Source organism: Sphingomonas kyeonggiensis (assembly GCF_014196745.1).
In the GTDB taxonomy this organism is placed as follows: Bacteria; Pseudomonadota; Alphaproteobacteria; order Sphingomonadales; family Sphingomonadaceae; genus Sphingomonas; species Sphingomonas kyeonggiensis.
In genome coordinates, this window is record NZ_JACIEH010000001.1 from 786,038 (window position 1) to 806,835 (window position 20,798).

Consider the following 20,798-nt stretch of genomic DNA (forward strand, 5'->3'; position numbering starts at 1 on the left):
CGGTTTAGTTACGGAGCCGTGCACTAAATTTGTGCGGGGTTCTGCAAGTATAGGATGAAATACAGGAGGCGGAGGTTATTCCGTCTTGAGCAGCAATATCGGTTCTTCGACGTCGCTTGGCCCGGTCCAGGCTTATCTTTCCGGCGTGGCGCGCGCCGATGCGAAGGGCGAAGTGCCGTCCTCGGTCAACATTCCCACGGTGAGCGAGGCGGCCGCAGCGGTCGAGCGGGTCGCGAAGGTGCGCGGCGCGGACGGCGTGGTCGGGCTGGGATCGGACTATCGCAGGATCGCGCTGGCCTCCGGCCTCAGCGTGATGTGGAAGGTCGAAGTGATGGCCTGGGGCACCGCCGTGCTGCGCACCGCCGATCCCGACGGCGATCCAAACAGCTGAACCTCTTGCAGGATCGCGCCGCTTCGCTAGAGCGGTGCGTGCCAGAGGGTTGGGCGGCCGCGGGTGCGCAAGCACGCGAGGAAAGTCCGGGCTCCACGGAAACACGGTGCCGGGTAATGCCCGGCGGGGGCGACCCCAGGGAAAGTGCCACAGAGAGCAGACCGCCCACTGGTCTTTCGGGACTAAGGGCAAGGGTGAAAGGGTGCGGCAAGAGCGCACCGCGCGACCGGTAACGGAAGCGGCATGGTAAACCCCACCGGGAGCAAGACCGAATAGGGGCGGCGCATGGGCCTGGTTCCGGCCCGTCGCCCGGGTTGGTTGCTGGAGCGGCGGAGCAATCCGTCGCCTAGAGGAATGGTCGCACATCGCCGTCCAGGGATTCCCTGGGAAGCGAGGACAGAACCCGGCTTATAGACCCTCTGGCATTTCATGTAACACGGCGGTGCTAAGCTTGCGCCATCCGAACGAGTGGCTATCTGGACGGCATGGCAAGGCAGACGCGATCTTCAGACTGGGGCTTTCCACGCTGGCGCGAATATGGCGCCGAGCGCGAGGCCGTGAAGGTGCGCCTGTGCGATCGCCATGGCTGCGAGCAGCCGGGCGACCGGCCTGCGCCCAAATCGCCCAACAGCCCCGAGCGCTGGTATTTCTGCGAGACGCATGCCGCCGAGTACAACCGCAACTGGGACTATTTCGCCGGTCTGACCGCGGAGGAAGCGGCCAAGCGCGAGGCGGACGAGCGGCGCGACGCGTCGGGCTTTGCCGAGGCCAAGTACAATGGCTGGGCGGGGCCGGGCGACGGCAGCCGCTCGCGCGACGAGATGCGCGCGCTGGAGGTGCTGGAGCTCGAGGTCGATAGCGATTTCGACGCGGTGCGCATGGCCTATCGCCGGCTCGCCAAGGTCAACCATCCGGACGTGAACCCGAACGATTCGGAGGCCGCCAAGCGCTTCCACGCGATCCAGGCCGCCTATGACGTGCTCAAGGTCGCCGAGGAGCGGCGGACGTGGAAGGGCGATTGAAGCACCGCGTTCATTCCAACTGGGACCATACCGTCCTCGTCTGCGCGAAATGCTCGAAGAAGCTGGACGGCGGTTTCGGGCCGAAGGGCAAGCAACCGCTCGCCAAGGCGCTGCGCAAGCATCTGGGCCTGAAGAAGGGCCGCAAGGCCGAAGCCGGCATCGTCGAGGTCAAGTGCATGGGCGTCTGCCCGCGCGGGGCGGTGACGGTGGTCGATGCCGGCGGGCCGAAGGAATGGCTGCTGGTGCCGAAGGGCGCCGATCTGGACAGCGTGGCGGAGGAACTGGGGCTGGGAAAAGAATAGCCCGGTTCCCGTCATCTCGGCGAAAGCCGGGATCTCGTGCGGCTCTTTTCCCACTTTCGCCTGAGATCCCGGCTTTCGCCGGGATGACGGAAAGGGCCTAGCCCGCGTAGCGCTGCGCCGTGTCGCGCACCAAGGCGATCATGTTGGGGATGCCCTGGGTCCGGTTCGAGCTGAGCTGGTTCTTCAGGTCGAACGGTGCCAGCGCGCCTTCGATGTCGCTCGCCAGGATCTCGACCGGGGTCTTGTCCTGCACCGTGAGCAGCACCAGCGCGATGATGCCCTTGGTGATCGCCGCGTTGGAGTCGGCGAGAAAATGGAGCCGGCCGTCGTCGAGGCGGGTGGGGTAGACCCACACTGCGGCCGAGCAGCCGCGGACCAAGGTGGCGTCGGTCTTGAGCGCGTCGGGCATTTCTTCCAGCCCGCGGCCCAGATCGATCAGCAGGCGATAGCGGTCATCGGGTTCGAGGAACGCATATTCGTCCTGCAGGTCGGCGAGGCTGGTCATGCCTCGCCCGCTAGCCGGGTGGACCTCAGAGGTCCACCCCGGCCGCGATCGCTTCGAGCTTGCGGATGCGCTCCTTGAGATCGGCGATCTCGATCCGCGATGCCGCGGTGGGCATCGCGGGCGCCGATTCCGGCGCGTGGTGCGTATCGAGCTCCTGGCGCTTCAGGGCCAGCCATCCGCGCCAGCCCGAGAGCCCGGCGGTGGTGATCATGCCGAGGCCGGCGAGGCCGGAGACGGCGAGGGTGAGATACATAGTCGGATCCTGGGTCACGTCATGCCTCCCTTGGTCTGACGTATTCAGTTCTTGTCGCGCAGCGATTCGATCTCGCGGTCGAGACGAACACTGCCTTCGGTGTCGGTGATCACGCGTTCGAGCACCTGGACGCGCTCCTTGAGCGCACGGACCTCGTCGCGGAGCCGGGCATTCTCGATGGCCGAGGCGCTGTCCGCGGCATTGCCGCGATAGGCCTCGTTGCCACCCTTGTCCTTGTGGACCCCGAAGCGTGCCTTGAGCACGCTGCCGATCGTGACGATCACGATAATCGCGAAAACCATCTCGAACGGGTTCATTCCACTACTCCTTCAAACGCGCTTTGGCGGATCAGTTCTGCTGGGCGGCCCGGGCGAGCCGCTGGGCGCGGCGGACGGGGCGATCCCGCTTCTCGGCGAGGACAATAGCTCCCCCGCACAGTGCGCACAGCACTGCGAACACAACGATGGCAATCATGGTGGACTTCCTCATACTGGCGGCCCTTGCCGGTGCCGCGTGGGAATTTCAGTTCAGCGGAGGGGCATCCCGCAGCTGCTCGATCTCGTTGGCGAGATCGATGCCCTTGTCGGTGACGATCCGCTCCAGGACCCGGACCCGCTGTTCGAGCCTTTCGGTCTGGGCGGCGTATTGGGCGGCCTTTTCTGCGACCATCTGCGCCTCGAGCTCCATCTTGCGCTGCTGGAGCGCGAACCAGGGCTTGAGGAAGACGCCGCCGACGATGGCGACCAGGCCACAGCAGATGCCCAGGATGGGGATGAGAATGGGACTGATTTCCATCACCTGTCTCCTCAGTTACGCGGGCTGCGCAGCTTCTCGATCTCCTGATCGAGGATGTGCGAGCTGTCGGTCACGATCCGCTCGACATTGGCGAGCCGGTCCTTGATCGAGCCCAGTTCGGCGCGGAGCTGGGCGTTCTCCTGGCTCAGGAGCTTGATCCGCTCCATCGCTGCATCGTCGGTCTTGGGATAGACCGCCTGGCCCCAGGCCCCGTCCAGCGGGTAGCCATGCTTGATCCGAAGCCAGGTGGTGAGCACCCAGCCACCGACCACCAGCGCACCGACTATCACGGCGACCGGGGCGAAGGCTGCAAAGGGAAAGCTCATCTCGTCACTCCTCAGCGCAGGCTGTCGATTTCGCGGGCAACCCGCTCGGCGGGATCGGTGGCGATCCGTTCCAGGACCGCGATCCGCTCCTCGAGCCGGCTGATCTGGCCGGTCAGGCGCTCATTCTCCGAAGCGAGAAGGGCGATCTTGCGGTCTGCTTCGAGAGTGTCGCTCTTTTCGCCCTGGAAGCTGCGCCGGCCGCGAAGGCCGTGAATGCCTTCATTCTCGATCGGGTAGCCGTGCTTGGCGCGGACCCAGGTCTGGAAGGCCTTGGACGCCATCACCGCAGTGACGATCAGAACCGGTACCAACCACGCTAAGTCTTTCATTTCTTCCTCCCTGTTGACTTACCTGGCGATTGGCTCAGCGCAGGCTGTCGATCTCATCGGCGAGCCGGGTGTTGCGGCTCGTATAGTACATCTCGATATCGGCCAGGCGGCGATCGATGTCGCGGAACTTCGAGCGGACCTCGGCGGTCGAGCGCGTCGGGTTCGAGCGGACACCCTGCCAGAACTTGGCTTCTTCCGGGCCCTGATAGAGGCCGTAGGGCTTGGCCGGGGCCAGCCAGGCGATCAGCAGATAGGCGACCAGGCCCATCGGGAAGGTGCTGAAGGTGACCAGGACCATGCCGAGGCGGAGCCAGATCACGTCGATCCCGGTATAGTCCGCCAGTCCCGAGCAGACGCCCAGCCACTTGCTGTTCTGCTTGTCGAGGTAGAATTTCGTGCGGCTCGACATGATCAGTTCCTCCGCGAGATGTCGTAGGGGCTCTGTTCCGGACGGGCGTCGCGGACAGGGCGGAAATCGGGGTTGTCGGCGGCGATGATCCGCTCGACGGTGAGCAGGCGCTCTTCGAGCAGGCGTGCAGTGTAGTGCAGCTCGTCGAGCAGCTTCTCGTCCTCGTTGGTGATCGTCCCGGACTGCTTCCACTTGGTGATGTAGTGCATGATCACCCAGGGGAGCCCGATGAAGAGCATCCCGACGATGACGATCGGAAGGAAGACTTCCTCCATCGCTCAGGCTCCCTTGTTGAGGCGGGCCTTCAGGGCCTCGAGCTCGGCATCCACCTTCTCCGACGAGCGGAGTTCGGCGATTTCCTCCTCGAGCGTCTTGGGCGCTGCGCCCAGGCCGGCGGCATCGGCGCGGCCCTCGGCGAAGTCCACCCGGCGCTCCAGCACGTCGAAGCGGGAGAAGGCGTCCTGGACGCGGCTGCCGTTGGTGATCTCGCGCAGGCGAACCCGGTTGTTGGCGCTTTCCAGGCGCGTGACGATCGAGTTCTGGCGGGCGCGGGCCTCGCGCAGCTTGGTCTGGAGCTTGTTGATGTCCTCTTCCGCAGCCTTCAGGGCCTCGTCGAGCACCGAGATCTCCTCGTTCAGCTGGTCGCACATGTCGGCGGCCTTCTGCTTTTCGACCAGCGCGGCCTTGGCCAGGTCCTCGCGGCCCTTGGAGAGCGCCAGCTCCGCCTTCTCGGTCCAGCTCTCCTGGAGCTTTTCGAGCTTGGCGATGTGGCGGCGCATTTCCTTCTGGTCCGCGATGGTGCGGGCCGCGGAAGCGCGGACCTCGACCAGCGTTTCCTCCATCTCGAGGATGATCATGCGGATCATCTTCGCGGGATCTTCCGCCTTGTCGAGCAGGTCGGTGACGTTGGCGGCAATGATGTCGCGGGTTCGAGAGAAGATACCCATTTCGTCGTTACTCCTTCGTATTTTTGTTTCCTGCCGGGAGGGGCCTAGGGGGTGACCCCTCCCGTCAGGTTTCCGCTCGCGAGGGGAGGCGAGCGGGGGACCCTGTTCTTACGCCGTCATCAGACCGGCCGTACCGGCCATGATGACCAGGCTGGCGGCTACCGAAAGTGCCACCGAGAAGAAGGCGTTGCGGTAGTAGGCGGCGTTGGCGTTCATGATCTTGTTCCCTGAACCTTGGTGTTTTTCCAGGCCCGTCATTGGGCTTGCTCATAGCATTGCAGGGGGCGTGCCAATTTGTGAAAACCGCAGAAATCTGCCGTTTTTGCCGTTCATAAGGCGTTCAGGTGGCGGATTTAACTTGCCAAGTGTTGGGAAAATACACCAAGGATTTGGCATGGAGCGCGTAACCCAGGTCATCGGCCAATCCTCGGCATTTCTCGACGCGCTGGAGCGCGCCAGCCGGGCTGCTGCGCTCGACCGTCCGGTGCTCGTGATCGGCGAGCGCGGCACCGGCAAGGAGCTGGTCGCCGAGCGTCTCCACCGCCTTTCGCCGCGCTGGGACCAGCCTTTGGTCACGATGAATTGCGCGGCGCTGCCCGAGACGCTGATCGAGGCCGAGCTGTTCGGCCACGAAGCCGGGGCCTTCACCGGCGCGACCAAAGCGCGGATCGGCCGCTTCGAGGAGGCGCATCGCGGCACGCTGTTCCTCGACGAGCTCGGCACGCTCTCGATGGGCGCCCAGGAGCGGCTGCTGCGCGCGGTTGAATATGGCGAGATCACTCGCATCGGTTCGTCGCGGGCCGTGCAGGTCGATGTCCGCATCGTTGCGGCCACCAACGAGCATCTGCCCGAGCGGGTGGAGAAGGGCACGTTCCGCGCCGATCTGCTCGACCGGCTGAGCTTCGAAGTGGTGACCATTCCGCCGCTGCGGCACCGGCCTGGCGATGTCGAGGTGCTCGCCGAATTCTACGGACGGCGCATGGCTTCCGAGATCGGCTGGGCCGACTGGCCGGGCTGGGGGCCGCACGCGCTCGACATCCTCACCCATTATGACTGGCCCGGTAACGTCCGCGAACTGCGCAACGTCGTCGAGCGTGCCGTCTATCGCTGGGAACAGGACGGGCCGATCGACGCGATCGAGATCGATCCCTTCCAGTCGCCCTTCCGCCTGCGCACGATGCAGGGCAGCGCTTCGAGTGCATCGGGCCCCGTCGTTGCCGCTGCATCCGCGCCCGTGGTGCTGGAAGAGCAGCCTGCGCTCGCCGGCGCGGCCGATTTCAAGGGCCGTGTGGCGCGGTTCGAGAAGGAGCTGCTCCAGCGTGCGCTCGCCGATCACCGCTTCAACCAGCGTGCCACGGCGGAAGCGCTGGGGCTCACCTATGACCAGCTTCGCCACGCGCTGAAGCGGCATGAACTGTTGCAGGTGGGGAGCTGACCCGCTCCTTTCCGTCATCCCCGCGAAGGCGGGGATCCAGGGTGACAAAGCGACGTCCTGTGTGGCTCTGGATCCCCGCCTTCGCGGGGATGACGGAGGAAAGATTAGGCGTGCAAAAACAGGCTATTGATTAGCGTTTGCAATAGTAATTCTGCCAATCGCGCCCGATCGAAATTTTCATTTGCACGACGCAACGATTTTTCCGCGACAGCGATGAATTTTGCGGGTTAGGGGAGGGACCGCATCGCCCGGCGGTTCGTTGCCCGGGTGAACCCCCTGGTGATCCTGGAGAGACCGCATGGCTTTCGAACTTCCCCCGCTTCCCTTCGACAAGGACGCGCTGGCGCCGCACATGTCGGCCGAGACCCTCGACTTCCACCACGGCAAGCATCACAAGGCCTATGTCGACAAGACCAACGGCTTCATTGCCGAGAAGGGCCTGGAAGGCCGCAAGCTCAGCGAAGTGATCGGGCACGCCAAGGAAACCGGCGACAAGGGCCTGTTCAACAACTCGGCGCAGATCTGGAACCACAGCTTCTTCTGGCAGGGCCTGACCGGTGAGAAGACCGCGCCCAGCGGCAAGCTCGCCGAGCTGATCGCGTCGCAGTACGGCTCGACCGACGAGCTGGTGAAGAAGCTGGTCGCGGAATCGACCGCCCACTTCTCGAACGGCTGGGGCTGGCTGGTGCTCGACGGCGACCAGCTCAAGGTCACCTCGCTGCACGACGCCGACACGCCGGTGGTCTATGAGGGCATGAAGCCGCTGCTGACGATCGACGTGTGGGAGCACGCCTATTACATCGACTATCGCAACCTGCGTCCGAAGTATCTCGAGACGATCACCGCGAACATCATCAACTGGGACTTCGTGTCGCAGAACCTCGACGGTGCCGGCGTGAGCCGCGCCGACCAGGACAGCTGATCCTTCGCGGATAGCGACTTCTGGAAGGGGCGTCCGAGCGATCGGGCGCCCCTTCTGCATTCAGGGCGCGTTCAACCGGTGGAGGCGAGCTTTCACCGGACACTTCTTTGGGGAAAGTCGTGATGCGCCGCTATCTGATCCTCGCACCCTTGCTGCTCGCCGCCGTGCCGGCTTCCGCCCAGATCTGGGGCGGGCCGACGATGCAGGGTCCCTCGGGCAACGCGATGAGCCATGACCAGAGCGCCGCCGAGACGGCGAAGATCCGCAGCGACATCCGCGACGGCCGGGACAGCGGCCAGCTCACTCGGCGGGAGGCGAAGCGGCTGAAGCGCGAGGCCTGGCAGATCGATACGCTGGAGGCGCGCTATGCCGCGGGCGGCCTCTCGCCCTCGGAGGAAGCCGAGCTGTTCGCCCGGCGCGAGGCACTGCGTAGCGACGTGGTCGCCAAGCGCGGCGGCGCGAGGAAATAGCTCAGGCCTCGCCGTACAGCTCGCGCTGTGAGCGCTCCAGCTCTTCGGCATAGCGGCGCCGTGCATGGCGCTCGGTGATCAGCCCGGCGACGCGGCCGTCGGGCGCTACAACCGCGAGATCGTCTGCGGCGACCGCGTCGAACCGCTCCAGCACCTCGCCGATCCCCATGTCGGGCGTGAGCCTGGCCTGGGGCAGCCTAGCCAGCGTGCCGATCTCCGCCACCGGCTCGACATCGGGCGACCAGGCGGCCGCCGTCTCGACGATGCCGGCATAATGGCCCTTCACGTCGAGCAACACGACGCGCGTGGTTGAGCCGAGCGGGAAGCGGTCGCGAAAGGCCGAGACGCTGGCATCAGCGGCGAGCTGGGGCACGTCGCGGCGCATCATCTTGCCAGCGGTGAGCGCGCGCATCCAGCCGACGTCGCGCCCGCTGCGCAGCGTCTCGCCGCGCAGATGCAGCCGCCAGGTCGAGAAGCTGTAGCCGAACATCTCGCGCGCCACGGTCGAGGAGATCAGCGTGGCGGCCACCGCGACGCCGGTGATGTTGAAGTCGTGCGTCACCTCCAGCACGAGCAGCGACATGGTGATCGGCCCGCCGACCACCGCCACTGCCATCGCTGCCATGCCGACCACGGTGGCGTCGTCGGGTGCCAGCACGTGCAGGTCGGGCACCTGTGCCAGCACCACCTGGTAGAGCCGCCCGACCAGCGAGCCGAGGAACAGCGACGCGAAGAACAGGCCGCCGCGAAAGCCGAAGCCCAGCGACACGGCCGAGGCGAGCATCTTGAGCAGGATGGTCAGCGCCAGCCCGGCGATCGTCACTTCGGCGACCAGGTTGAGGTTGAGCGCGCCGTGGCCGCCCGACAGCGTCTGGGGCGTGGCGAGCGCCAGCGGGACCAGCAGCAGCCCGCCGGCCAGCGGTGCCCAGTGCATCGGCAGTTTCGATCGATGCACCGCGCGCTCGACCAGCGAGACCAGCCGCATCAGCGCGATGCCGGTGCCCGCGCAGATCAGCCCGAGCAGGCCGTAGAGCATGTAATCGGCGGTGCCGATCGGGTGCATGCCCCCGGCCGCGATCACATAGGGGGTCATGCCGAGGCTGCGGGCGAGCACCGCGGCGGCCAGTGCGGCAAGCATCACCGGGGCAACGGTCGCGGTGCTATAGGCGCCCAGCACCACTTCGAAGGCATAGAAGGCCCCGGTCAACGGTGCACCGAAGGCCGCGCTCACCGCGGCACCCGCGCCCGCGGCCATCAGCGTGCGCAAGTCGCTTCGCCGCAGCTTGACCTTCTGGCCGAGCAGCGAGGCGAGCCCGCCGCCCGCCTGGGCATAGGCGGCTTCGAGCCCCACCGAGGCGCCGAAGCTGTTGGAAAGCAGGGTGGTACCCACCACCGTTGCCGTATCGCGCGCCGGGATGCGGCCGCCGTGCAGCGCGTTCGCCTCGACGATGTCGATGGCCTTGCGGCGGCGCAGGAACCACAGGACCAGCCCGAGCAGCGCGCCGCCGATGGGCAGGGCGACCAGCCGCCACGGCGCGATCGCCTCGGCGGCGCTGAGATGCTCGCCCTGCTGCAATCCGAACAGCAGCCGCTGCGTGCCGCGGGCGAGCTGTCCCAGAGCTATCGCCGAGATCCCCGCGCCGATGCCGACGAGCAGCGCCAGCGCCAGGAACCACAGCGCATTCGACCGGAGCTGCCGGCGCAGCCAGTTGGCAGCGCGTACCGTGCGATAGAGCGCGTGCGACACCGCTTATTCTTGCGGCGGAACCGGGGCCTCGTCGGGGGTTTCGAGCTGCAGCCCGTGCTTGAGCAGCATCGGGATGTTGAGCATCGCGAAGGCCAGCGTGACCGGGATCATGATCCAGGTCTTGAACAGCACCCACTGGTCCCAGGTGACGAAATGGCGGACCGCTTCATTGGTGACTGCGGCGACCGCGAAGAATGCCGCCCAGTTGATCGTCAGCAGCCGCCAGCCCTTGGCCGAGAGGCCCGGATAGGCCTGTTCGAGCAGCGTCTGGAGCAGCGGCTTGTCGGCGATCAGGCCATAGCCGAGCACGATCGCGAACATCGCATAGATGATCGTCGGCTTGATCTGGATGAAGGTCTGGTCGTGGAAATAGAGCGTCAGGCTGCCGAATATGAGCACGAAGGCCGCAGTGATCCACAGCATCGGCGAGACGTGGCGGGTCTTCCACCAGCTCAGCGCGATCGCCGCGCCCATCGCGACCATGAACGCCACGGTCGCGGCGAACACGCGGGCGAGCACCGGCCCCTGCGCCAGCGAGTTGACCAGGAAGAACACCGCGAGCGGGCCATAGTCGATCAGCATCCGCACGCCAGGCGTGGCGGCTTTCTTCTCAGCCATTGGTCAGCTCCTCCACGCCGGCGATGATGCGCGCCACTTCCTCGGCATTGAACGGGCGCAGGTCGTCCACCTTCTCGCCGACGCCGATCGCGTGGATCGGCAGGCCGTATTTCTCCGCCGCCGCGACGAGCACGCCGCCGCGCGCGGTACCGTCGAGCTTGGTCATCACCAGGCCGGTGACGCCGGCAACTTCCTTGAACACTTCGATCTGGTTGAGCGCGTTCTGGCCGGTGGTCGCGTCGAGCACGAGCACCACGTCGTGCGGCGCCGCCGGGTTGAGGCGGCCGAGCACGCGGCGGATCTTGGCCAGCTCGTCCATCAGCTCGGTCTTGTTCTGAAGCCGGCCGGCGGTATCGACGATCAGCACGTCGGTGCCGATCTCGGTCGCCTTCTTCACCGCCTCGAACACGATGCCGGCGGCATCGCCGCCCTCGGCGCCCGAGACGATCGGCACACCGATCCGTTCTGCCCAGGTGCGCAGCTGGCCGATCGCGGCGGCGCGGAAGGTGTCACCCGCCGCGAGCATCACCGAATAGTCCTGCTCCATCAGCAAATTGGCGATCTTGGCGATCGTCGTGGTCTTGCCCGAACCGTTGACGCCGATGACCAGGATCACCTGCGGGCGCGGGAACGCCTCCACCTCGAGCCGCTTGGCGACGGGGGCGAGCACCTTGGCGATCTCCTCGGCCACCACCAACCGGATGCCGAGTTCCTCCATGTTGCGCTCGAACTGGCCGTCGGCCAGCCGCTGGCGGACGCGTGCGGCGGTGGCGGGGCCGAGATCGGAGGCGATCAGCGCCTCCTCGATCTCGTCCAGCGTCGCGTCGTCCAGCCGCGCCAGGCCGAGCCCGGTAAGGTTGCCGATCAGCCGGTCGGAAGTCTTGCGGAAGCCGCCGAGAAGGCGCTCGTGCCAGCTGGCGCCGCTCATGCGATCAGCTTCCCGTCCTGGACGTCCACGATCTTTACGCTCACAATCTCTCCGACTTCATTTGGGGCGAGGCGAACCTCGGCGAAATTGCCGGCATGGCCCCGGTCTCCAGGGCGCTCTACCAGCACTTGTTGGGTGCTGCCTACCAGGCTTTGCAGCCAATTGTCCCTGACGCGCGCGGCTTCGGCGCGCAGGCGGGCGGCACGGGCCTTGACCTGCTCGGGCTCGACCTGCGGCATCTTCGCGGCCGGCGTGCCGGCGCGGGGCGAATAGGGGAAGATGTGCGCATGGACGATGCGACACTCCTCGATCAGGGCCAGCGTGTTCTGGAACATTTCCCCGGTCTCGGTCGGGAAGCCGGCGATCAGGTCGGCGCCGATCGCGATGTCGGGGCGCGCCGCGCGCAGCCGCGCGACCAGCGCGACCGACTCGGCACGGCTGTGGCGGCGCTTCATGCGCTTCAGGATCATGTCGTCCCCCGCCTGGAGCGAGAGATGGACGTGCGGCATCAGGCGAGGCTCCCCGGTCAGCAGCGCAAACAACCGGTCGTCGACTTCGATCCCGTCGAGCGAGGAAAGCCTGAGGCGCCGGAGCTTCGGCACATGTGCCAGGATGCGCTCGACCAGCTGGCCCAGGCTCGGCGAACCGGGCAGGTCGGGGCCGTAGCTGGTCAGGTCGACGCCGGTCAGCACGACCTCCGCATGGCTCTCGGCGAGTGCCGCGACGCGGTCGATCACGGCGCCCGCGGGGACGGAGCGGCTGTTCCCCCGGCCAAAGGGGATGGCGCAGAAGGTGCAGCGATGGTCGCAGCCATTCTGCACCTCGACGAACGCCCGGGCATGGGTCGAGAAGCTGGCGGCAAGGTGCGGCGCAGTCTCGCGCACGGCCATGATGTCCTGCACCATCACCGGTGCGTCAGCCTTCCAAGCTGAATACAGCAACTTCTCGGCATTGCCGATCACCCGGTCGACCTCGGGCATCGCGGCAAAGGCCTGGGGATCGATCTGCGCCGCGCAGCCCGTCACCACCAGCTCGGCGCCGGGCCGGTCACGCCGCGCGCGGCGGATCGCCTGGCGGGTCTGCTTGACGGCCTCGTTGGTCACCGCGCAACTGTTGATCACGATAGTGTCGCGATCCGACAATAGCGTGCGGATCGTCTCGCTTTCGGCGAGGTTGAGCCGACAACCCAGACTGATGACGTGAGGGGATGACATTTGGCCGGTGATCTAGGCGCAGCTACACTGGATGTCCACGCGAAGGCCCGCGAAGTGCTGGGCTTCTGGTTCGCGCTCACGCCCGAGCAGCATTTCGCGACCTCCGCCAAGCTCGACGCGGAGATCAAGGCACGCTTCGGCCCCTTGCGCGATCTGGTGCTGGGATCTGGGGCGGCGGGCTGGCGCGACGATCCCGAGGCGTTGCTGGCGGCGCTGATCCTGCTCGACCAGTTCAGCCGCAACATCCATCGCGGCACCGCCGAGGCCTTTGCCGCCGATCCACTGGCGCTGCAATTGACGCTGGAGGCGATCGGCAAGGGCTGGGACGCGGAGATGGACAAGGACCGGCGCCAGTTCCTCTATCTGCCGCTCGAACATGCCGAGGATCCGGCGATGCAGGCGCTGAGCGTCGAGAAGTTCGGATCGCTGGGCGATGCCTATGTGCTCGACTTCGCGAAGAAACATGCCGAGGTGATCGCACGGTTCGGGCGCTTCCCCAGCCGGAATGCGGCGCTGGGGCGGGTGTCCACGCCCGAGGAGCAGGCGTTCCTCGGCGAGGAAGGGGCGGGGTGGTGACTTCCTGAAGCTGCCATCCCTTGCGGGAAGCGGGGTTTCCCGGGCTCAGCCCGCCCCAAGCTGCCCGCCGATCTCCACCGGGTGCCGCTCGAGGCGGATATCCCGCCGGGCCTCCAGCACGCCGTCCGCTGTCCGGGTCAGCCGGACGATCCCGCTGCCGCCGCGCAGCTCCTGCCTTGCCCGATAGGCGGCCGTGACGCCGAACTCGCCGTCGAACACCGCATCGTCGATATAATAGGGGCGCTTGCCCGGTTCTCCGATGAAGAGATGGACGTGCGCCGGCATGCTCCGGTCGGGATAGGGCGCTGGCTTGATCGTGTCGAAGACGTAGAGCCCGTCCGGTCCGGTCCTCGCCCAGCCGCGCAGCCGGCCATGGCGGCGGCTCCATTCGGTCTCGCGCGTGCCGTTCGCATAGAGTCCCTGGGCATTGGTGTGATGCGCATAGATGATGACGCCCGATGCGGGTCTGCCGTCCTGTGTGAGAACCCGTCCGGTCAGGACCATCCGCTCGCCCGGCTCCTCCGCCGAGGCGAGGCGGACGCGTGCGGCAAGCGCCTTCGCGTTTCGCTCGGCGACTGCCTCGCAGCCTTCGCAATTATAGAGGTCGGGGCGGGGGTCCGCATGGGCGTCGCCCGGCGATGGGGTAAGCGCCACCACGCCAACCAGGCCGCCTGCGGCGCCACCCAGCATGATCAGGGTCGTTCGTCGATCGAGCATCCCGACTCTCCGTCAGCACGCACTTCCACCGTAACGACATACAATATGTTGCGATCGTGGGAAAGCCGGTGGTCAGCCCACCAGCCGCTGGCCCGGCGCGGGCGCATCGGGCGCGGTCGGCGTCGTGCCGCCGGACTGGATCAGCCGGCGCTCGGCGAGCAGGCGGCGGACGCCGCTCATCGACAGCGGCTTGCCATAATACCAGCCCTGGGCCTTGGCGCAGCCGGCGGCGCGCAGCCGTTCCTCGACCGCCGCATCCTCCACGCCCTCGGCGGTGATCGGCAGGTTCAGGCTCTCGCCCAGGCTGATGATCGCGTTGACGATCGCCGCCGAGTCCGCGCTCGAATTGAGCGACATGATGAAGCTCTTGTCGATCTTGATCCGATCGAAGGGCAGGGCGCGCAGGTGCGCCAGCGAGGAATAGCCGGTGCCGAAATCGTCGAGCGCCAGCTTGGTGCCCTGGTTCTTCAGGCTCCCGACGATCGACTGGGCCAGCGCCAGATTGTCGAACAGCGCGCTCTCGGTGATCTCCACTTCGAGCCGGCTGGCCGGGAAGCCGGTTTCGGCCAGCACCTTGATGATCTTCTGCGCCAGCCAGGCGTCGCGCAGCTGCCAGGGCGAGATGTTGATCGACACGGTGAGCGAGGGATCCCAGTCGCGCGCGGTCAGGAATGCCTGGCGCATGATCGAGAGCGAGAGATCGGCGATCATGCCGGTCTCTTCCGCTATCGGGATGAACTGCTCGGGGCTGATCAGCCCGCGAGTCGGATGCTCCCAGCGCGCCAGCACCTCGAAGCCGTGCAGGCGGTTGGTGGTCAGGTCGATCTGCTGCTCGAAATAGGGGACGATCTCGCCGCGCGGGATCGCGGTGCGGAGGCCGTTCTCCAGCTCGTTGCGCATCTGGAGCTCGCGCTCCATCGAATGGTCGAACCAGGCATAGCGGTTGCGGCCCGATTTCTTGGCCGCGTACATCGCGATGTCGGCCGAGCGCGTCAGCGCGTCGATGCTCGCGCAGTCGAAGTCCGAACGAGCGATGCCGAGCGAGCAGCTGATGTGCAGACGGAGGCCCTCCGCCTCGAAGGGCTGGGCCATGCGGCTGACCAGCCGCTCGGCGATGCGCTCCACCACCCCGGGCTCGCTGGGGTCGAACAGGAAGCCGCAGGCGAACTCGTCGCCGCCCAGCCGCGCGGTGAGCGAGATCGGCGGCATCACGTGCGCGATCTCGGCGGCGACGGCGCGGAGCAGCGCATCGCCGACAGCGTGGCCGTGCATGTCGTTGATCGTCTTGAAATGGTCGAGGTCGAGCATGATCATCGCCATCGCCTTGCGGCGGCGCTCGGCCCGGACGAACATCGCCGCGCCTTCCTCGGCAAGGCTGCGGCGGTTGAGGAATCCGGTGAGCGGGTCGCGATTGGCGAGCTGCTGGGCGCGCTCTTCCGCGGCGGTGCGGATCATCACTTCCTGGCTGAGGGCGTTGTGCCGCCGCCAGCCGAACAGGATCAGCGCGACGTTGAGCAGCAGCGCGATCACCAGCGTGCGGTCCGCGGGTTCGCCGCCCTCGAAATAGAATTGCAGCGTCTTGGAGAGCACGGCGCTGCCGATGCCGACGAACAGCAGGATCGCGGCAACGCTGATTGCGCCCGAGAGCAGGCTCGGGCGCGGTGCGCTTTGCGATACGGCTTGTTCTTCGAAGTCCAGCGACATGCCGGCAGCGATCCCCAACTGTGATCGGGTTCGTTTCTCATGCGTACGGTATAGAACGGGTTAAACTGACGGCCGGCGGCGACAATATTTAAGCGGAAAACGCCCGGGCTTGCCTCCTCTTGCCCGATGGGCTAGTGGCCGCCGCGACCGTTCTCTTCGAACGCGAGACATTTGCCACCCCAAGGGGTGACGCCGGCCGACGAGGTTTCGTCCGCCGGCGTGTTTTGCGTTTGGCGAATCGCGGTCCTGATTTGGAGTGTTTGGTCCATGTTCGAAAGTCTGAGCGAACGGCTGGGTGGCGTATTCGATCGCCTGCGTGGCCGTGGCGCGCTGACCGACGCCGATGTCCGCACCGCGATGCGCGAAGTGCGGATCGCCCTGCTGGAGGCCGATGTCGCGCTTCCGGTGGCGCGCGACTTCGTCGAGAAGGTGACCGAGAAGGCCGTCGGCCACGAAGTGCTCCGCTCGGTCACGCCGGGCCAGCAGGTCGTGAAGATTGTCCACGACGCGCTCGTGGACATGCTCGGCCCGGACACGGCCGAGCTCGAGATCGCCGTAACCCCGCCCGCCGTGATCATGCTCGTCGGTCTCCAGGGCTCGGGCAAGACGACCACCACCGCCAAGCTCGCGCGCCTGCTCAAGAGCCAGGGCAAGAAGGTGATGATGGCGTCGCTGGACGTGAACCGTCCGGCCGCGCAGGAGCAGCTCGCGGTCCTCGGCACCCAGACCGAAGTCAGCACACTGCCGATCGTTGCCGGCCAGCAGCCGGTCGAGATTGCCCGTCGCGCGCTCAACGCCGCCAAGCTCCAGGGCTTTGACGTCCTGATGCTCGACACCGCCGGACGACTGCATGTCGACCAGGCGCTGATGGACGAGATGAAGGCGGTCGCGGACATCGCGACGCCGAACGAGATCCTGCTCGTTGTCGACTCGCTGACCGGTCAGGACGCGGTAAACGTCGCGACCAGCTTCAGCCAGCAGGTGCCGCTCACCGGTGTGATCCTCACCCGCATGGATGGCGACGCCCGTGGCGGCGCGGCGCTGTCGATGCGCGCGGTCACCGGCAAGCCGATCAAGTTCGCCGGCATGGGCGAAAAGCTCGACCAGCTCGAGGCCTTCCATCCCAAGCGCGTCGCCGGCCGTATCCTCGGCATGGGCGACGTCGTCAGCCTCGTCGAGAAGGCGGCGGCTGCGATCCAGGAGGAAGACGCCGAGAAGATGGCGGCGCGGCTGGCCAAGGGCCAGTTCGACATGAACGACCTGCGCGGCCAGCTCGCCCAGATGCGCCGGATGGGCGGCCTCGGCGCGCTCGCCGGCATGATGCCGGGCATGAAGAAGGCGCAGGCCGCGGTCGATCAGGTCGGCGGCGACAAGGTGCTGATCCGCATGGACGCGATGATCACCTCGATGACGCCCAAGGAGCGCGCCAAGCCGGACCTGATTAACGCCAAGCGCAAGATCCGCATCGCCAAGGGCTCCGGCACCACGGTGCAGGAGGTCAACAAGCTCCTGAAGATGCACCTCGAGATGCAGACCGCGATGAAGCGCCTGAAGAAGATGGGCGGCCTCAAGGGCATGCTGGGCATGCTCGGCAAGGGTGGTCCCGGTGGCGGCATGGGCGGCATCGGCAACGCGCTGGGCGGCGCCGGGCTCGGCGACATGATGGGCAAGCTGGACGGCCCCGGCGGCGGACTTCCGGGCCTTGGCGGCCCCGGCGCGCCCCAGATTCCGCCCGGTTTCGAGAATTTGCTGAAGAAGAAGTGATCCCCCGCCCAGCCGTCAGGCGGCGGGGCAACAACCAAAGCAGCGCCGGTCACGGCCGGGCTGACGAATACGAAGAAGGAAGATTGTAATGGCTATTTCCCTGCGTCTGTCGCGCGGCGGCTCGAAGAAGCGTCCGTACTACCGCATCGTCGTTGCCGACGCCCGTTCGCCCCGCGACGGCAAGTTCATCGAGAAGGTCGGCACCTACAATCCGCTCCTCGCCAAGGACGATGCCAAGCGCATCGTGCTCGACGGTGAGCGCATCACCTACTGGCTGGGCGTCGGCGCGCAGCCGACCGATCGCGTTGCCCGCTTCCTCGACGCCGCTGGCCTGAAGGAGCGCACCGCCAAGAGCAACCCGAACAAGGGCAAGCCGGGCGAGAAGGCCGTCGAGCGCGCTGAAGAGCGTGCCGAGAAGCTGAAGGCCGCCGAGGAAGCCGCTGCCGAGGCGAAGGCCGCCGCTGCTGCCGCCGCCGCTGCGCCGGCCGTCGAGGAGGCTCCGGCCGAGGGCTCGAACGAGGAAGCCGAAGCCGTGCTCGGCGCCGAGATCGAGGCTGCCACCGAGGAAGCCACCCCGGAGGCCGAGCAGGTCGCCGAGGCGACTGCCGAAGAGACCCCGCCGGCCGAGGCATAAGCCTTGTCGAGCGATCAGCCCGTTACGCTCGCCGTCATCATCGGCGCGCACGGCGTGACGGGCGAGGTCCGCCTGAAGGTCTTCGCCGAGGACCTGTCGACGCACCGCCAGTTCAATGGCGGTGCGCTGACGCTCAAATCGGTGCGCGGCGGGCCCAACGGCACGATCGCGCGCTTCGCCGAAGTGGCCGACCGCAATGCGGCGGAGGCCCTGCGCGGGACCGAACTCAGCGTCCCGCGCTCGGCGCTGCCCCCGCTCGGCGAGGGCGAATATTATCATGTCGATCTGCTGGGGCTTCCCGCCGTCTCCGATGAAGGGGAAGTACTGGGCAAGGTCGTGGCGATCGACGATTTCGGCGCCGGCGACGTGATCGAGATCGAGCGCCCGGTCGACGAGAATGGCAAGGCCAAGCGCTTCATGGTGCCGATGACTCCCGCAGCGGTGCCCGAATGGGATGCCGAGCGGCTCGTGGTGAGCGCCGCCTTCGTCGAATGACGAAGACCGCCGTCCTTTCCGACATTCACGGCAATCTGCCGGCCCTGATCGCGACTGTCGCCGATGCCGAGGCGCGGGGCTGCACGCGCTTCCTCAACCTGGGCGATATCCTGTCGGGCCCGCTCTGGCCGGCCGAGACCGCTGAGTGGCTGATGGCGCGCGACTGGCCGACCATCGCGGGCAATCACGAGCGTCAGGTGCTGACCGACACGTCCGATCGGATCAACGCGTCCGACGCCTTCACCAGGGCGGTGCTGGGTCCCGAGGTGCTGGCCTGGATGGCGGCGCTACCCGCCACGCTTATGCTCGAGGACATGTTCCTCTGTCACGGCACGCCGACCAGCGACGTGACGCCGCTAACCGATACGCTGGAGGGCGCTACCCTGCGCGCCGCCAGCGAGGCGGAGCTGGCCGGGCGGCTGGCGGGGCAGGGGGCTCCGCTCATCCTGTGCGGCCACACCCATGTTCCGCGCCTGCTGGCGCTTCCGGGCGGTCGTCGGGTACTCAACCCCGGCAGCGTCGGGCTCCAGGCCTATGATGACGACCATCCGCTGCCCTACACGGTCGAGAATGGCGATCCACTGGCGCGCTATGCGGTGATCGATGGGGAGGAGATCAGCCTCCACGCCGTGGCCTATGACCACCTGGCCGCCGCCCGGAAGGCGGAAGCCGAGGGGCGCGCCGACTGGGCGATCGGTCTCGCCACCGGGCGCATGGCCTGAGCCCTTGCCGGGGCCGCCGGGCCGGGTATCAATCTCCCGATCAAGGGGAGCCCAGGCACATGATCCGGTTCGGTATGGCGATCGTCGCCGCCATTTGCAGCATCGCCACGCCCGTCGCGGCGCAGACGGCGGCTGCGGCGCTCCAGCCGCAGTTCGACGCGATCGATCGCCAGTTCGAGGCGTTTCAGCGCGACACGCCCGCGCCCGGCCTCGTCTATGGTGTGGTTGCCGAAGGGCGGCTCGTCCATGTCCGCGGCTTCGGCGTGCAGGATCTCACTGCGAAGCGCCCCGTCACCCCCGACACGCTGTTCCGCATCGCCTCGATGACCAAGGCCTTCACTGCGCTGTCGATCCTGTCGCTGCGCGATGCCGGCAAGCTTTCGCTCGACGACTTGGCCGAGAAATACGTCCCCGAGATGCGCGGCTGGAAATACCCGACCAGCGACAGCCCGCGCATCCGGATCCGCGACCTGCTCTCGCATGTCGCCGGCTTCGTCACCGACGATCCCTGGGGCGATCGCCAGACGTCGATGCCCGAGGCGGAGTTCACCAGGCTCCTCCGGACCGGCGTGCCGTTCAGCCGGGTGCCCGATACGGCGCACGAATATTCGAACTTCGGCTATGCGCTGCTCGGCCACATCGTCGCGAACGTCTCGGGCATGCCCTATCGCGCCTATGTCGAGCGCACGATCCTCGAGCCGCTGGGCATGACCTCTAGTGGCTTCGAAGTGCGCGAATGGCCGATCGAGCGACGCGCCATCGGATATCGCTTCGAGAATGGCGCCTGGAGGGAGGAGCCGACCATGCCGAACGGCGCCTTCGGTCCGATGGGCGGGCTCCAGGTGAGCGCGAATGATTATGCCAAGTGGATCGCCTTCCTGCTCTCCGCCTGGCCGCCGCGCGATGGCCCCGATACCGGCCCGGTCAAGCGGGCCACGGTGCGCGAGCTGGCCCAGGGGCTGAATTTCGTGCGCATGACCCCGCGTATCGGCAGCACGGCAAAGACCGGCTGCATGCAGGGTACGGCCTATGGCAAGGGCCTGCGGGTCTCACAGGATTGCGAGCTGGGGATGATGCTCCACCATGGCGGTGGCTATCCCGGCTATGGTTCGCACATGCTGCTGGTGCCGGAGGCGGGGGTGGGGATCTTCGTCTTCACCAACCGCACCTATACCGGCGCGTCGGGTACCGCCTGGGACGCGATGTTCGCGCTCGACAAGGCGGGGGCGCTCCGCTTCGCCGAGACGCCGGTCAGCCCCGATGTCGCCGCTGCGCTCGATACCGCGCGCGCAATCTATGCGGCGGGCGACGTGACGGTCGCGCAGAAGGCGCTGGCGATGAATTTCCTGATGGACCGCTCGGCGGCGGACTGGCGGAGCGATCTCGCTGCGCTCCACGCCCAGCTCGGCGCCTGCATCGGTACGGGCGAGCCTCCGCATCCCACCGGCGCGCTGTCCTCCGCCTTCCGCTGGCAGTGTGACAAGGGGATGCTCGACGGCACGGTGCTGCTCGCGCCCACCACGCCGGTGACGATCCAGTCGCTACGCTTCACGCCCGTGCCGAAGCCTTGACA

At 66.9% G+C, this 20,798-nt stretch carries 29 protein-coding genes and 1 other RNA gene; 13 read left to right on the forward strand and 17 right to left on the reverse strand.

Features of this window, described 5'->3' with window-relative positions:
- The first annotated feature begins 85 nt into the window (after window positions 1–85).
- The 4 genes from GGR46_RS03865 to GGR46_RS03880 all read left to right on the forward strand — a co-directional run bounded on the left by GGR46_RS03865 (window position 86) and on the right by GGR46_RS03880 (window position 1,715).
- Window positions 86–391 (forward strand): hypothetical protein, encoded by a 306-nt coding sequence (locus tag GGR46_RS03865; protein WP_183994702.1) that lies wholly within the window; start codon window positions 86–88, stop codon window positions 389–391.
- Window positions 392–432: 41 nt separating this feature from the next.
- Window positions 433–818, forward strand: an RNA gene (rnpB, locus tag GGR46_RS03870) — RNase P RNA component class A.
- A gap of 58 nt (window positions 819–876) precedes the next feature.
- The gene (locus tag GGR46_RS03875; protein WP_183994704.1) at window positions 877–1,413 is read left to right on the forward strand and encodes a J domain-containing protein; all 537 of its coding nucleotides are present in this window, start codon (window positions 877–879) and stop codon (window positions 1,411–1,413) included.
- On the forward strand, window positions 1,410–1,715 hold the full coding sequence (locus GGR46_RS03880) for a (2Fe-2S) ferredoxin domain-containing protein (RefSeq protein WP_183994706.1): 306 nt from the start codon (window positions 1,410–1,412) through the stop codon (window positions 1,713–1,715). The genes GGR46_RS03875 and GGR46_RS03880 overlap by 4 nt, the downstream gene beginning before the upstream one ends.
- 97 nt (window positions 1,716–1,812) lie before the next feature.
- Here the strand turns inward: GGR46_RS03880 and GGR46_RS03885 are convergent, their stop codons facing one another.
- From GGR46_RS03885 to GGR46_RS03930, 11 genes are all read right to left on the reverse strand, one after another.
- On the reverse strand, window positions 1,813–2,220 hold the full coding sequence (locus GGR46_RS03885) for a SufE family protein (RefSeq protein WP_183994708.1): 408 nt from the start codon (window positions 2,218–2,220) through the stop codon (window positions 1,813–1,815).
- A 25-nt stretch (window positions 2,221–2,245) separates the two neighbouring features.
- Entirely contained in the window at window positions 2,246–2,473 is a 228-nt protein-coding gene (locus tag GGR46_RS03890; RefSeq protein ID WP_183996716.1) for a hypothetical protein, read from the reverse strand.
- Between the two features lie 44 nt (window positions 2,474–2,517).
- Window positions 2,518–2,790 (reverse strand): hypothetical protein, encoded by a 273-nt coding sequence (locus tag GGR46_RS03895; RefSeq protein WP_183994710.1) that lies wholly within the window; start codon window positions 2,788–2,790, stop codon window positions 2,518–2,520.
- A gap of 31 nt (window positions 2,791–2,821) precedes the next feature.
- The gene (locus GGR46_RS25685) at window positions 2,822–2,947 is read right to left on the reverse strand and encodes a hypothetical protein (protein ID WP_281396543.1); all 126 of its coding nucleotides are present in this window, start codon (window positions 2,945–2,947) and stop codon (window positions 2,822–2,824) included.
- A gap of 48 nt (window positions 2,948–2,995) precedes the next feature.
- A complete protein-coding gene (locus GGR46_RS03900; protein ID WP_183994712.1) occupies window positions 2,996–3,268 on the reverse strand; it encodes a hypothetical protein in 273 nt (90 codons plus the stop codon).
- 11 nt (window positions 3,269–3,279) lie between these two features.
- Complete coding sequence (locus tag GGR46_RS03905; RefSeq protein WP_183994714.1) at window positions 3,280–3,594, reverse strand: hypothetical protein; 315 nt, start codon at window positions 3,592–3,594, stop codon at window positions 3,280–3,282.
- An 11-nt stretch (window positions 3,595–3,605) separates the two neighbouring features.
- On the reverse strand, window positions 3,606–3,875 hold the full coding sequence (locus tag GGR46_RS03910) for a hypothetical protein (protein WP_246425969.1): 270 nt from the start codon (window positions 3,873–3,875) through the stop codon (window positions 3,606–3,608).
- A gap of 82 nt (window positions 3,876–3,957) precedes the next feature.
- Window positions 3,958–4,335 (reverse strand): envelope stress response membrane protein PspC, encoded by a 378-nt coding sequence (pspC, locus tag GGR46_RS03915; RefSeq protein WP_183996718.1) that lies wholly within the window; start codon window positions 4,333–4,335, stop codon window positions 3,958–3,960.
- Window positions 4,335–4,607, reverse strand: coding sequence for an envelope stress response membrane protein PspB (gene pspB, locus GGR46_RS03920; protein WP_183994719.1), 273 nt, complete (start codon window positions 4,605–4,607; stop codon window positions 4,335–4,337). Before pspB ends, pspC begins: the two co-directional genes overlap by 1 nt.
- Window positions 4,608–4,610: 3 nt before the next feature.
- A complete protein-coding gene (gene pspA / locus GGR46_RS03925; protein ID WP_183994721.1) occupies window positions 4,611–5,279 on the reverse strand; it encodes a phage shock protein PspA in 669 nt (222 codons plus the stop codon).
- Between the two features lie 108 nt (window positions 5,280–5,387).
- Window positions 5,388–5,537: a hypothetical protein gene (locus GGR46_RS03930; RefSeq protein WP_183994722.1), complete on the reverse strand. Its 150-nt coding sequence runs from the start codon at window positions 5,535–5,537 to the stop codon at window positions 5,388–5,390.
- A 136-nt stretch (window positions 5,538–5,673) separates the two neighbouring features.
- On the opposite strand from GGR46_RS03930, the gene pspF reads away from it, so the two are divergent.
- From pspF to GGR46_RS03945, 3 genes are all read left to right on the forward strand, one after another.
- Window positions 5,674–6,714 carry a phage shock protein operon transcriptional activator gene (gene pspF, locus GGR46_RS03935; protein WP_183994724.1) on the forward strand — a complete coding sequence of 347 codons (1,041 nt, stop codon included), beginning with the start codon at window positions 5,674–5,676 and terminating at the stop codon, window positions 6,712–6,714.
- 298 nt (window positions 6,715–7,012) lie between these two features.
- Entirely contained in the window at window positions 7,013–7,636 is a 624-nt protein-coding gene (locus GGR46_RS03940) for a superoxide dismutase (protein WP_183994726.1), read from the forward strand.
- A 122-nt stretch (window positions 7,637–7,758) separates the two neighbouring features.
- Window positions 7,759–8,106: a hypothetical protein gene (locus GGR46_RS03945; RefSeq protein WP_183994728.1), complete on the forward strand. Its 348-nt coding sequence runs from the start codon at window positions 7,759–7,761 to the stop codon at window positions 8,104–8,106.
- Between the two features lies 1 nt (window position 8,107).
- Here the strand turns inward: GGR46_RS03945 and GGR46_RS03950 are convergent, their stop codons facing one another.
- The 4 genes from GGR46_RS03950 to mtaB are packed head-to-tail and all read right to left on the reverse strand — an operon-like array spanning window position 8,108 to window position 12,613.
- On the reverse strand, window positions 8,108–9,853 hold the full coding sequence (locus GGR46_RS03950; protein WP_183994730.1) for a chloride channel protein: 1,746 nt from the start codon (window positions 9,851–9,853) through the stop codon (window positions 8,108–8,110).
- A 3-nt stretch (window positions 9,854–9,856) separates the two neighbouring features.
- Window positions 9,857–10,471 (reverse strand): inner membrane-spanning protein YciB, encoded by a 615-nt coding sequence (locus tag GGR46_RS03955; RefSeq protein WP_246425889.1) that lies wholly within the window; start codon window positions 10,469–10,471, stop codon window positions 9,857–9,859.
- Complete coding sequence (gene ftsY, locus GGR46_RS03960; protein ID WP_183994732.1) at window positions 10,464–11,399, reverse strand: signal recognition particle-docking protein FtsY; 936 nt, start codon at window positions 11,397–11,399, stop codon at window positions 10,464–10,466. The genes GGR46_RS03955 and ftsY overlap by 8 nt, the downstream gene beginning before the upstream one ends.
- Window positions 11,396–12,613: a tRNA (N(6)-L-threonylcarbamoyladenosine(37)-C(2))-methylthiotransferase MtaB gene (gene mtaB / locus GGR46_RS03965; RefSeq protein WP_183994734.1), complete on the reverse strand. Its 1,218-nt coding sequence runs from the start codon at window positions 12,611–12,613 to the stop codon at window positions 11,396–11,398. The genes ftsY and mtaB overlap by 4 nt, the downstream gene beginning before the upstream one ends.
- On the opposite strand from mtaB, the gene GGR46_RS03970 reads away from it, so the two are divergent.
- Window positions 12,614–13,189: a DUF924 family protein gene (locus GGR46_RS03970; RefSeq protein WP_183994736.1), complete on the forward strand. Its 576-nt coding sequence runs from the start codon at window positions 12,614–12,616 to the stop codon at window positions 13,187–13,189.
- A 45-nt stretch (window positions 13,190–13,234) separates the two neighbouring features.
- Here GGR46_RS03970 and GGR46_RS03975 read toward each other — a convergent pair whose 3' ends face one another.
- Together GGR46_RS03975 and GGR46_RS03980 are read right to left on the reverse strand one after the other, a co-directional pair.
- On the reverse strand, window positions 13,235–13,906 hold the full coding sequence (locus GGR46_RS03975) for a dioxygenase family protein (protein ID WP_183994738.1): 672 nt from the start codon (window positions 13,904–13,906) through the stop codon (window positions 13,235–13,237).
- Between the two features lie 72 nt (window positions 13,907–13,978).
- Window positions 13,979–15,610: a putative bifunctional diguanylate cyclase/phosphodiesterase gene (locus GGR46_RS03980; RefSeq protein WP_183994740.1), complete on the reverse strand. Its 1,632-nt coding sequence runs from the start codon at window positions 15,608–15,610 to the stop codon at window positions 13,979–13,981.
- A gap of 267 nt (window positions 15,611–15,877) precedes the next feature.
- Between GGR46_RS03980 and ffh the strand changes: the two genes are divergently transcribed.
- The 5 genes from ffh to GGR46_RS04005 all read left to right on the forward strand — a co-directional run bounded on the left by ffh (window position 15,878) and on the right by GGR46_RS04005 (window position 20,796).
- Complete coding sequence (ffh, locus tag GGR46_RS03985) at window positions 15,878–17,374, forward strand: signal recognition particle protein (protein WP_183994742.1); 1,497 nt, start codon at window positions 15,878–15,880, stop codon at window positions 17,372–17,374.
- Window positions 17,375–17,462: 88 nt separating this feature from the next.
- Window positions 17,463–18,008: a 30S ribosomal protein S16 gene (gene rpsP, locus GGR46_RS03990; protein WP_183994744.1), complete on the forward strand. Its 546-nt coding sequence runs from the start codon at window positions 17,463–17,465 to the stop codon at window positions 18,006–18,008.
- Between the two features lie 3 nt (window positions 18,009–18,011).
- Entirely contained in the window at window positions 18,012–18,503 is a 492-nt protein-coding gene (rimM, locus tag GGR46_RS03995) for a ribosome maturation factor RimM (protein WP_183994746.1), read from the forward strand.
- A complete protein-coding gene (locus tag GGR46_RS04000) occupies window positions 18,500–19,225 on the forward strand; it encodes a metallophosphoesterase family protein (protein ID WP_183994748.1) in 726 nt (241 codons plus the stop codon). Before rimM ends, GGR46_RS04000 begins: the two co-directional genes overlap by 4 nt.
- Window positions 19,226–19,284: 59 nt before the next feature.
- Complete coding sequence (locus GGR46_RS04005; RefSeq protein WP_246425890.1) at window positions 19,285–20,796, forward strand: serine hydrolase domain-containing protein; 1,512 nt, start codon at window positions 19,285–19,287, stop codon at window positions 20,794–20,796.
- The last annotated feature ends 2 nt before the right edge of the window (window positions 20,797–20,798 follow it).

Bases quoted from the DNA above. Each gene is read 5' to 3' on its own strand.
- GGR46_RS03885 (WP_183994708.1), bottom strand. From the start codon at position 2,220: ATGACCAGCCTCGCCGACCTGCAGGACGAATATGCGTTCCTCGAACCC.
- ftsY (WP_183994732.1), bottom strand. From the start codon at position 11,399: ATGAGCGGCGCCAGCTGGCACGAGCGCCTTCTCGGCGGCTTCCGCAAG.
- pspA (WP_183994721.1), bottom strand. From the start codon at position 5,279: ATGGGTATCTTCTCTCGAACCCGCGACATCATTGCCGCCAACGTCACC.
- GGR46_RS03955 (WP_246425889.1), bottom strand. From the start codon at position 10,471: ATGGCTGAGAAGAAAGCCGCCACGCCTGGCGTGCGGATGCTGATCGAC.
- ffh (WP_183994742.1), top strand. From the start codon at position 15,878: ATGTTCGAAAGTCTGAGCGAACGGCTGGGTGGCGTATTCGATCGCCTG.
- GGR46_RS04005 (WP_246425890.1), top strand. From the start codon at position 19,285: ATGATCCGGTTCGGTATGGCGATCGTCGCCGCCATTTGCAGCATCGCC.
- mtaB (WP_183994734.1), bottom strand. From the start codon at position 12,613: ATGTCATCCCCTCACGTCATCAGTCTGGGTTGTCGGCTCAACCTCGCC.
- GGR46_RS25685 (WP_281396543.1), bottom strand. From the start codon at position 2,947: ATGATTGCCATCGTTGTGTTCGCAGTGCTGTGCGCACTGTGCGGGGGA.
- pspF (WP_183994724.1), top strand. From the start codon at position 5,674: ATGGAGCGCGTAACCCAGGTCATCGGCCAATCCTCGGCATTTCTCGAC.
- GGR46_RS03975 (WP_183994738.1), bottom strand. From the start codon at position 13,906: ATGCTCGATCGACGAACGACCCTGATCATGCTGGGTGGCGCCGCAGGC.
- GGR46_RS03900 (WP_183994712.1), bottom strand. From the start codon at position 3,268: ATGGAAATCAGTCCCATTCTCATCCCCATCCTGGGCATCTGCTGTGGC.
- rpsP (WP_183994744.1), top strand. From the start codon at position 17,463: ATGGCTATTTCCCTGCGTCTGTCGCGCGGCGGCTCGAAGAAGCGTCCG.
- GGR46_RS03930 (WP_183994722.1), bottom strand. From the start codon at position 5,537: ATGACGGGCCTGGAAAAACACCAAGGTTCAGGGAACAAGATCATGAAC.
- GGR46_RS03945 (WP_183994728.1), top strand. From the start codon at position 7,759: ATGCGCCGCTATCTGATCCTCGCACCCTTGCTGCTCGCCGCCGTGCCG.
- GGR46_RS03940 (WP_183994726.1), top strand. From the start codon at position 7,013: ATGGCTTTCGAACTTCCCCCGCTTCCCTTCGACAAGGACGCGCTGGCG.
- pspB (WP_183994719.1), bottom strand. From the start codon at position 4,607: ATGGAGGAAGTCTTCCTTCCGATCGTCATCGTCGGGATGCTCTTCATC.
- GGR46_RS04000 (WP_183994748.1), top strand. From the start codon at position 18,500: ATGACGAAGACCGCCGTCCTTTCCGACATTCACGGCAATCTGCCGGCC.
- GGR46_RS03895 (WP_183994710.1), bottom strand. From the start codon at position 2,790: ATGAACCCGTTCGAGATGGTTTTCGCGATTATCGTGATCGTCACGATC.
- GGR46_RS03905 (WP_183994714.1), bottom strand. From the start codon at position 3,594: ATGAGCTTTCCCTTTGCAGCCTTCGCCCCGGTCGCCGTGATAGTCGGT.
- GGR46_RS03910 (WP_246425969.1), bottom strand. From the start codon at position 3,875: ATGGCGTCCAAGGCCTTCCAGACCTGGGTCCGCGCCAAGCACGGCTAC.
- GGR46_RS03980 (WP_183994740.1), bottom strand. From the start codon at position 15,610: ATGTCGCTGGACTTCGAAGAACAAGCCGTATCGCAAAGCGCACCGCGC.
- GGR46_RS03875 (WP_183994704.1), top strand. From the start codon at position 877: ATGGCAAGGCAGACGCGATCTTCAGACTGGGGCTTTCCACGCTGGCGC.
- GGR46_RS03890 (WP_183996716.1), bottom strand. From the start codon at position 2,473: ATGTATCTCACCCTCGCCGTCTCCGGCCTCGCCGGCCTCGGCATGATC.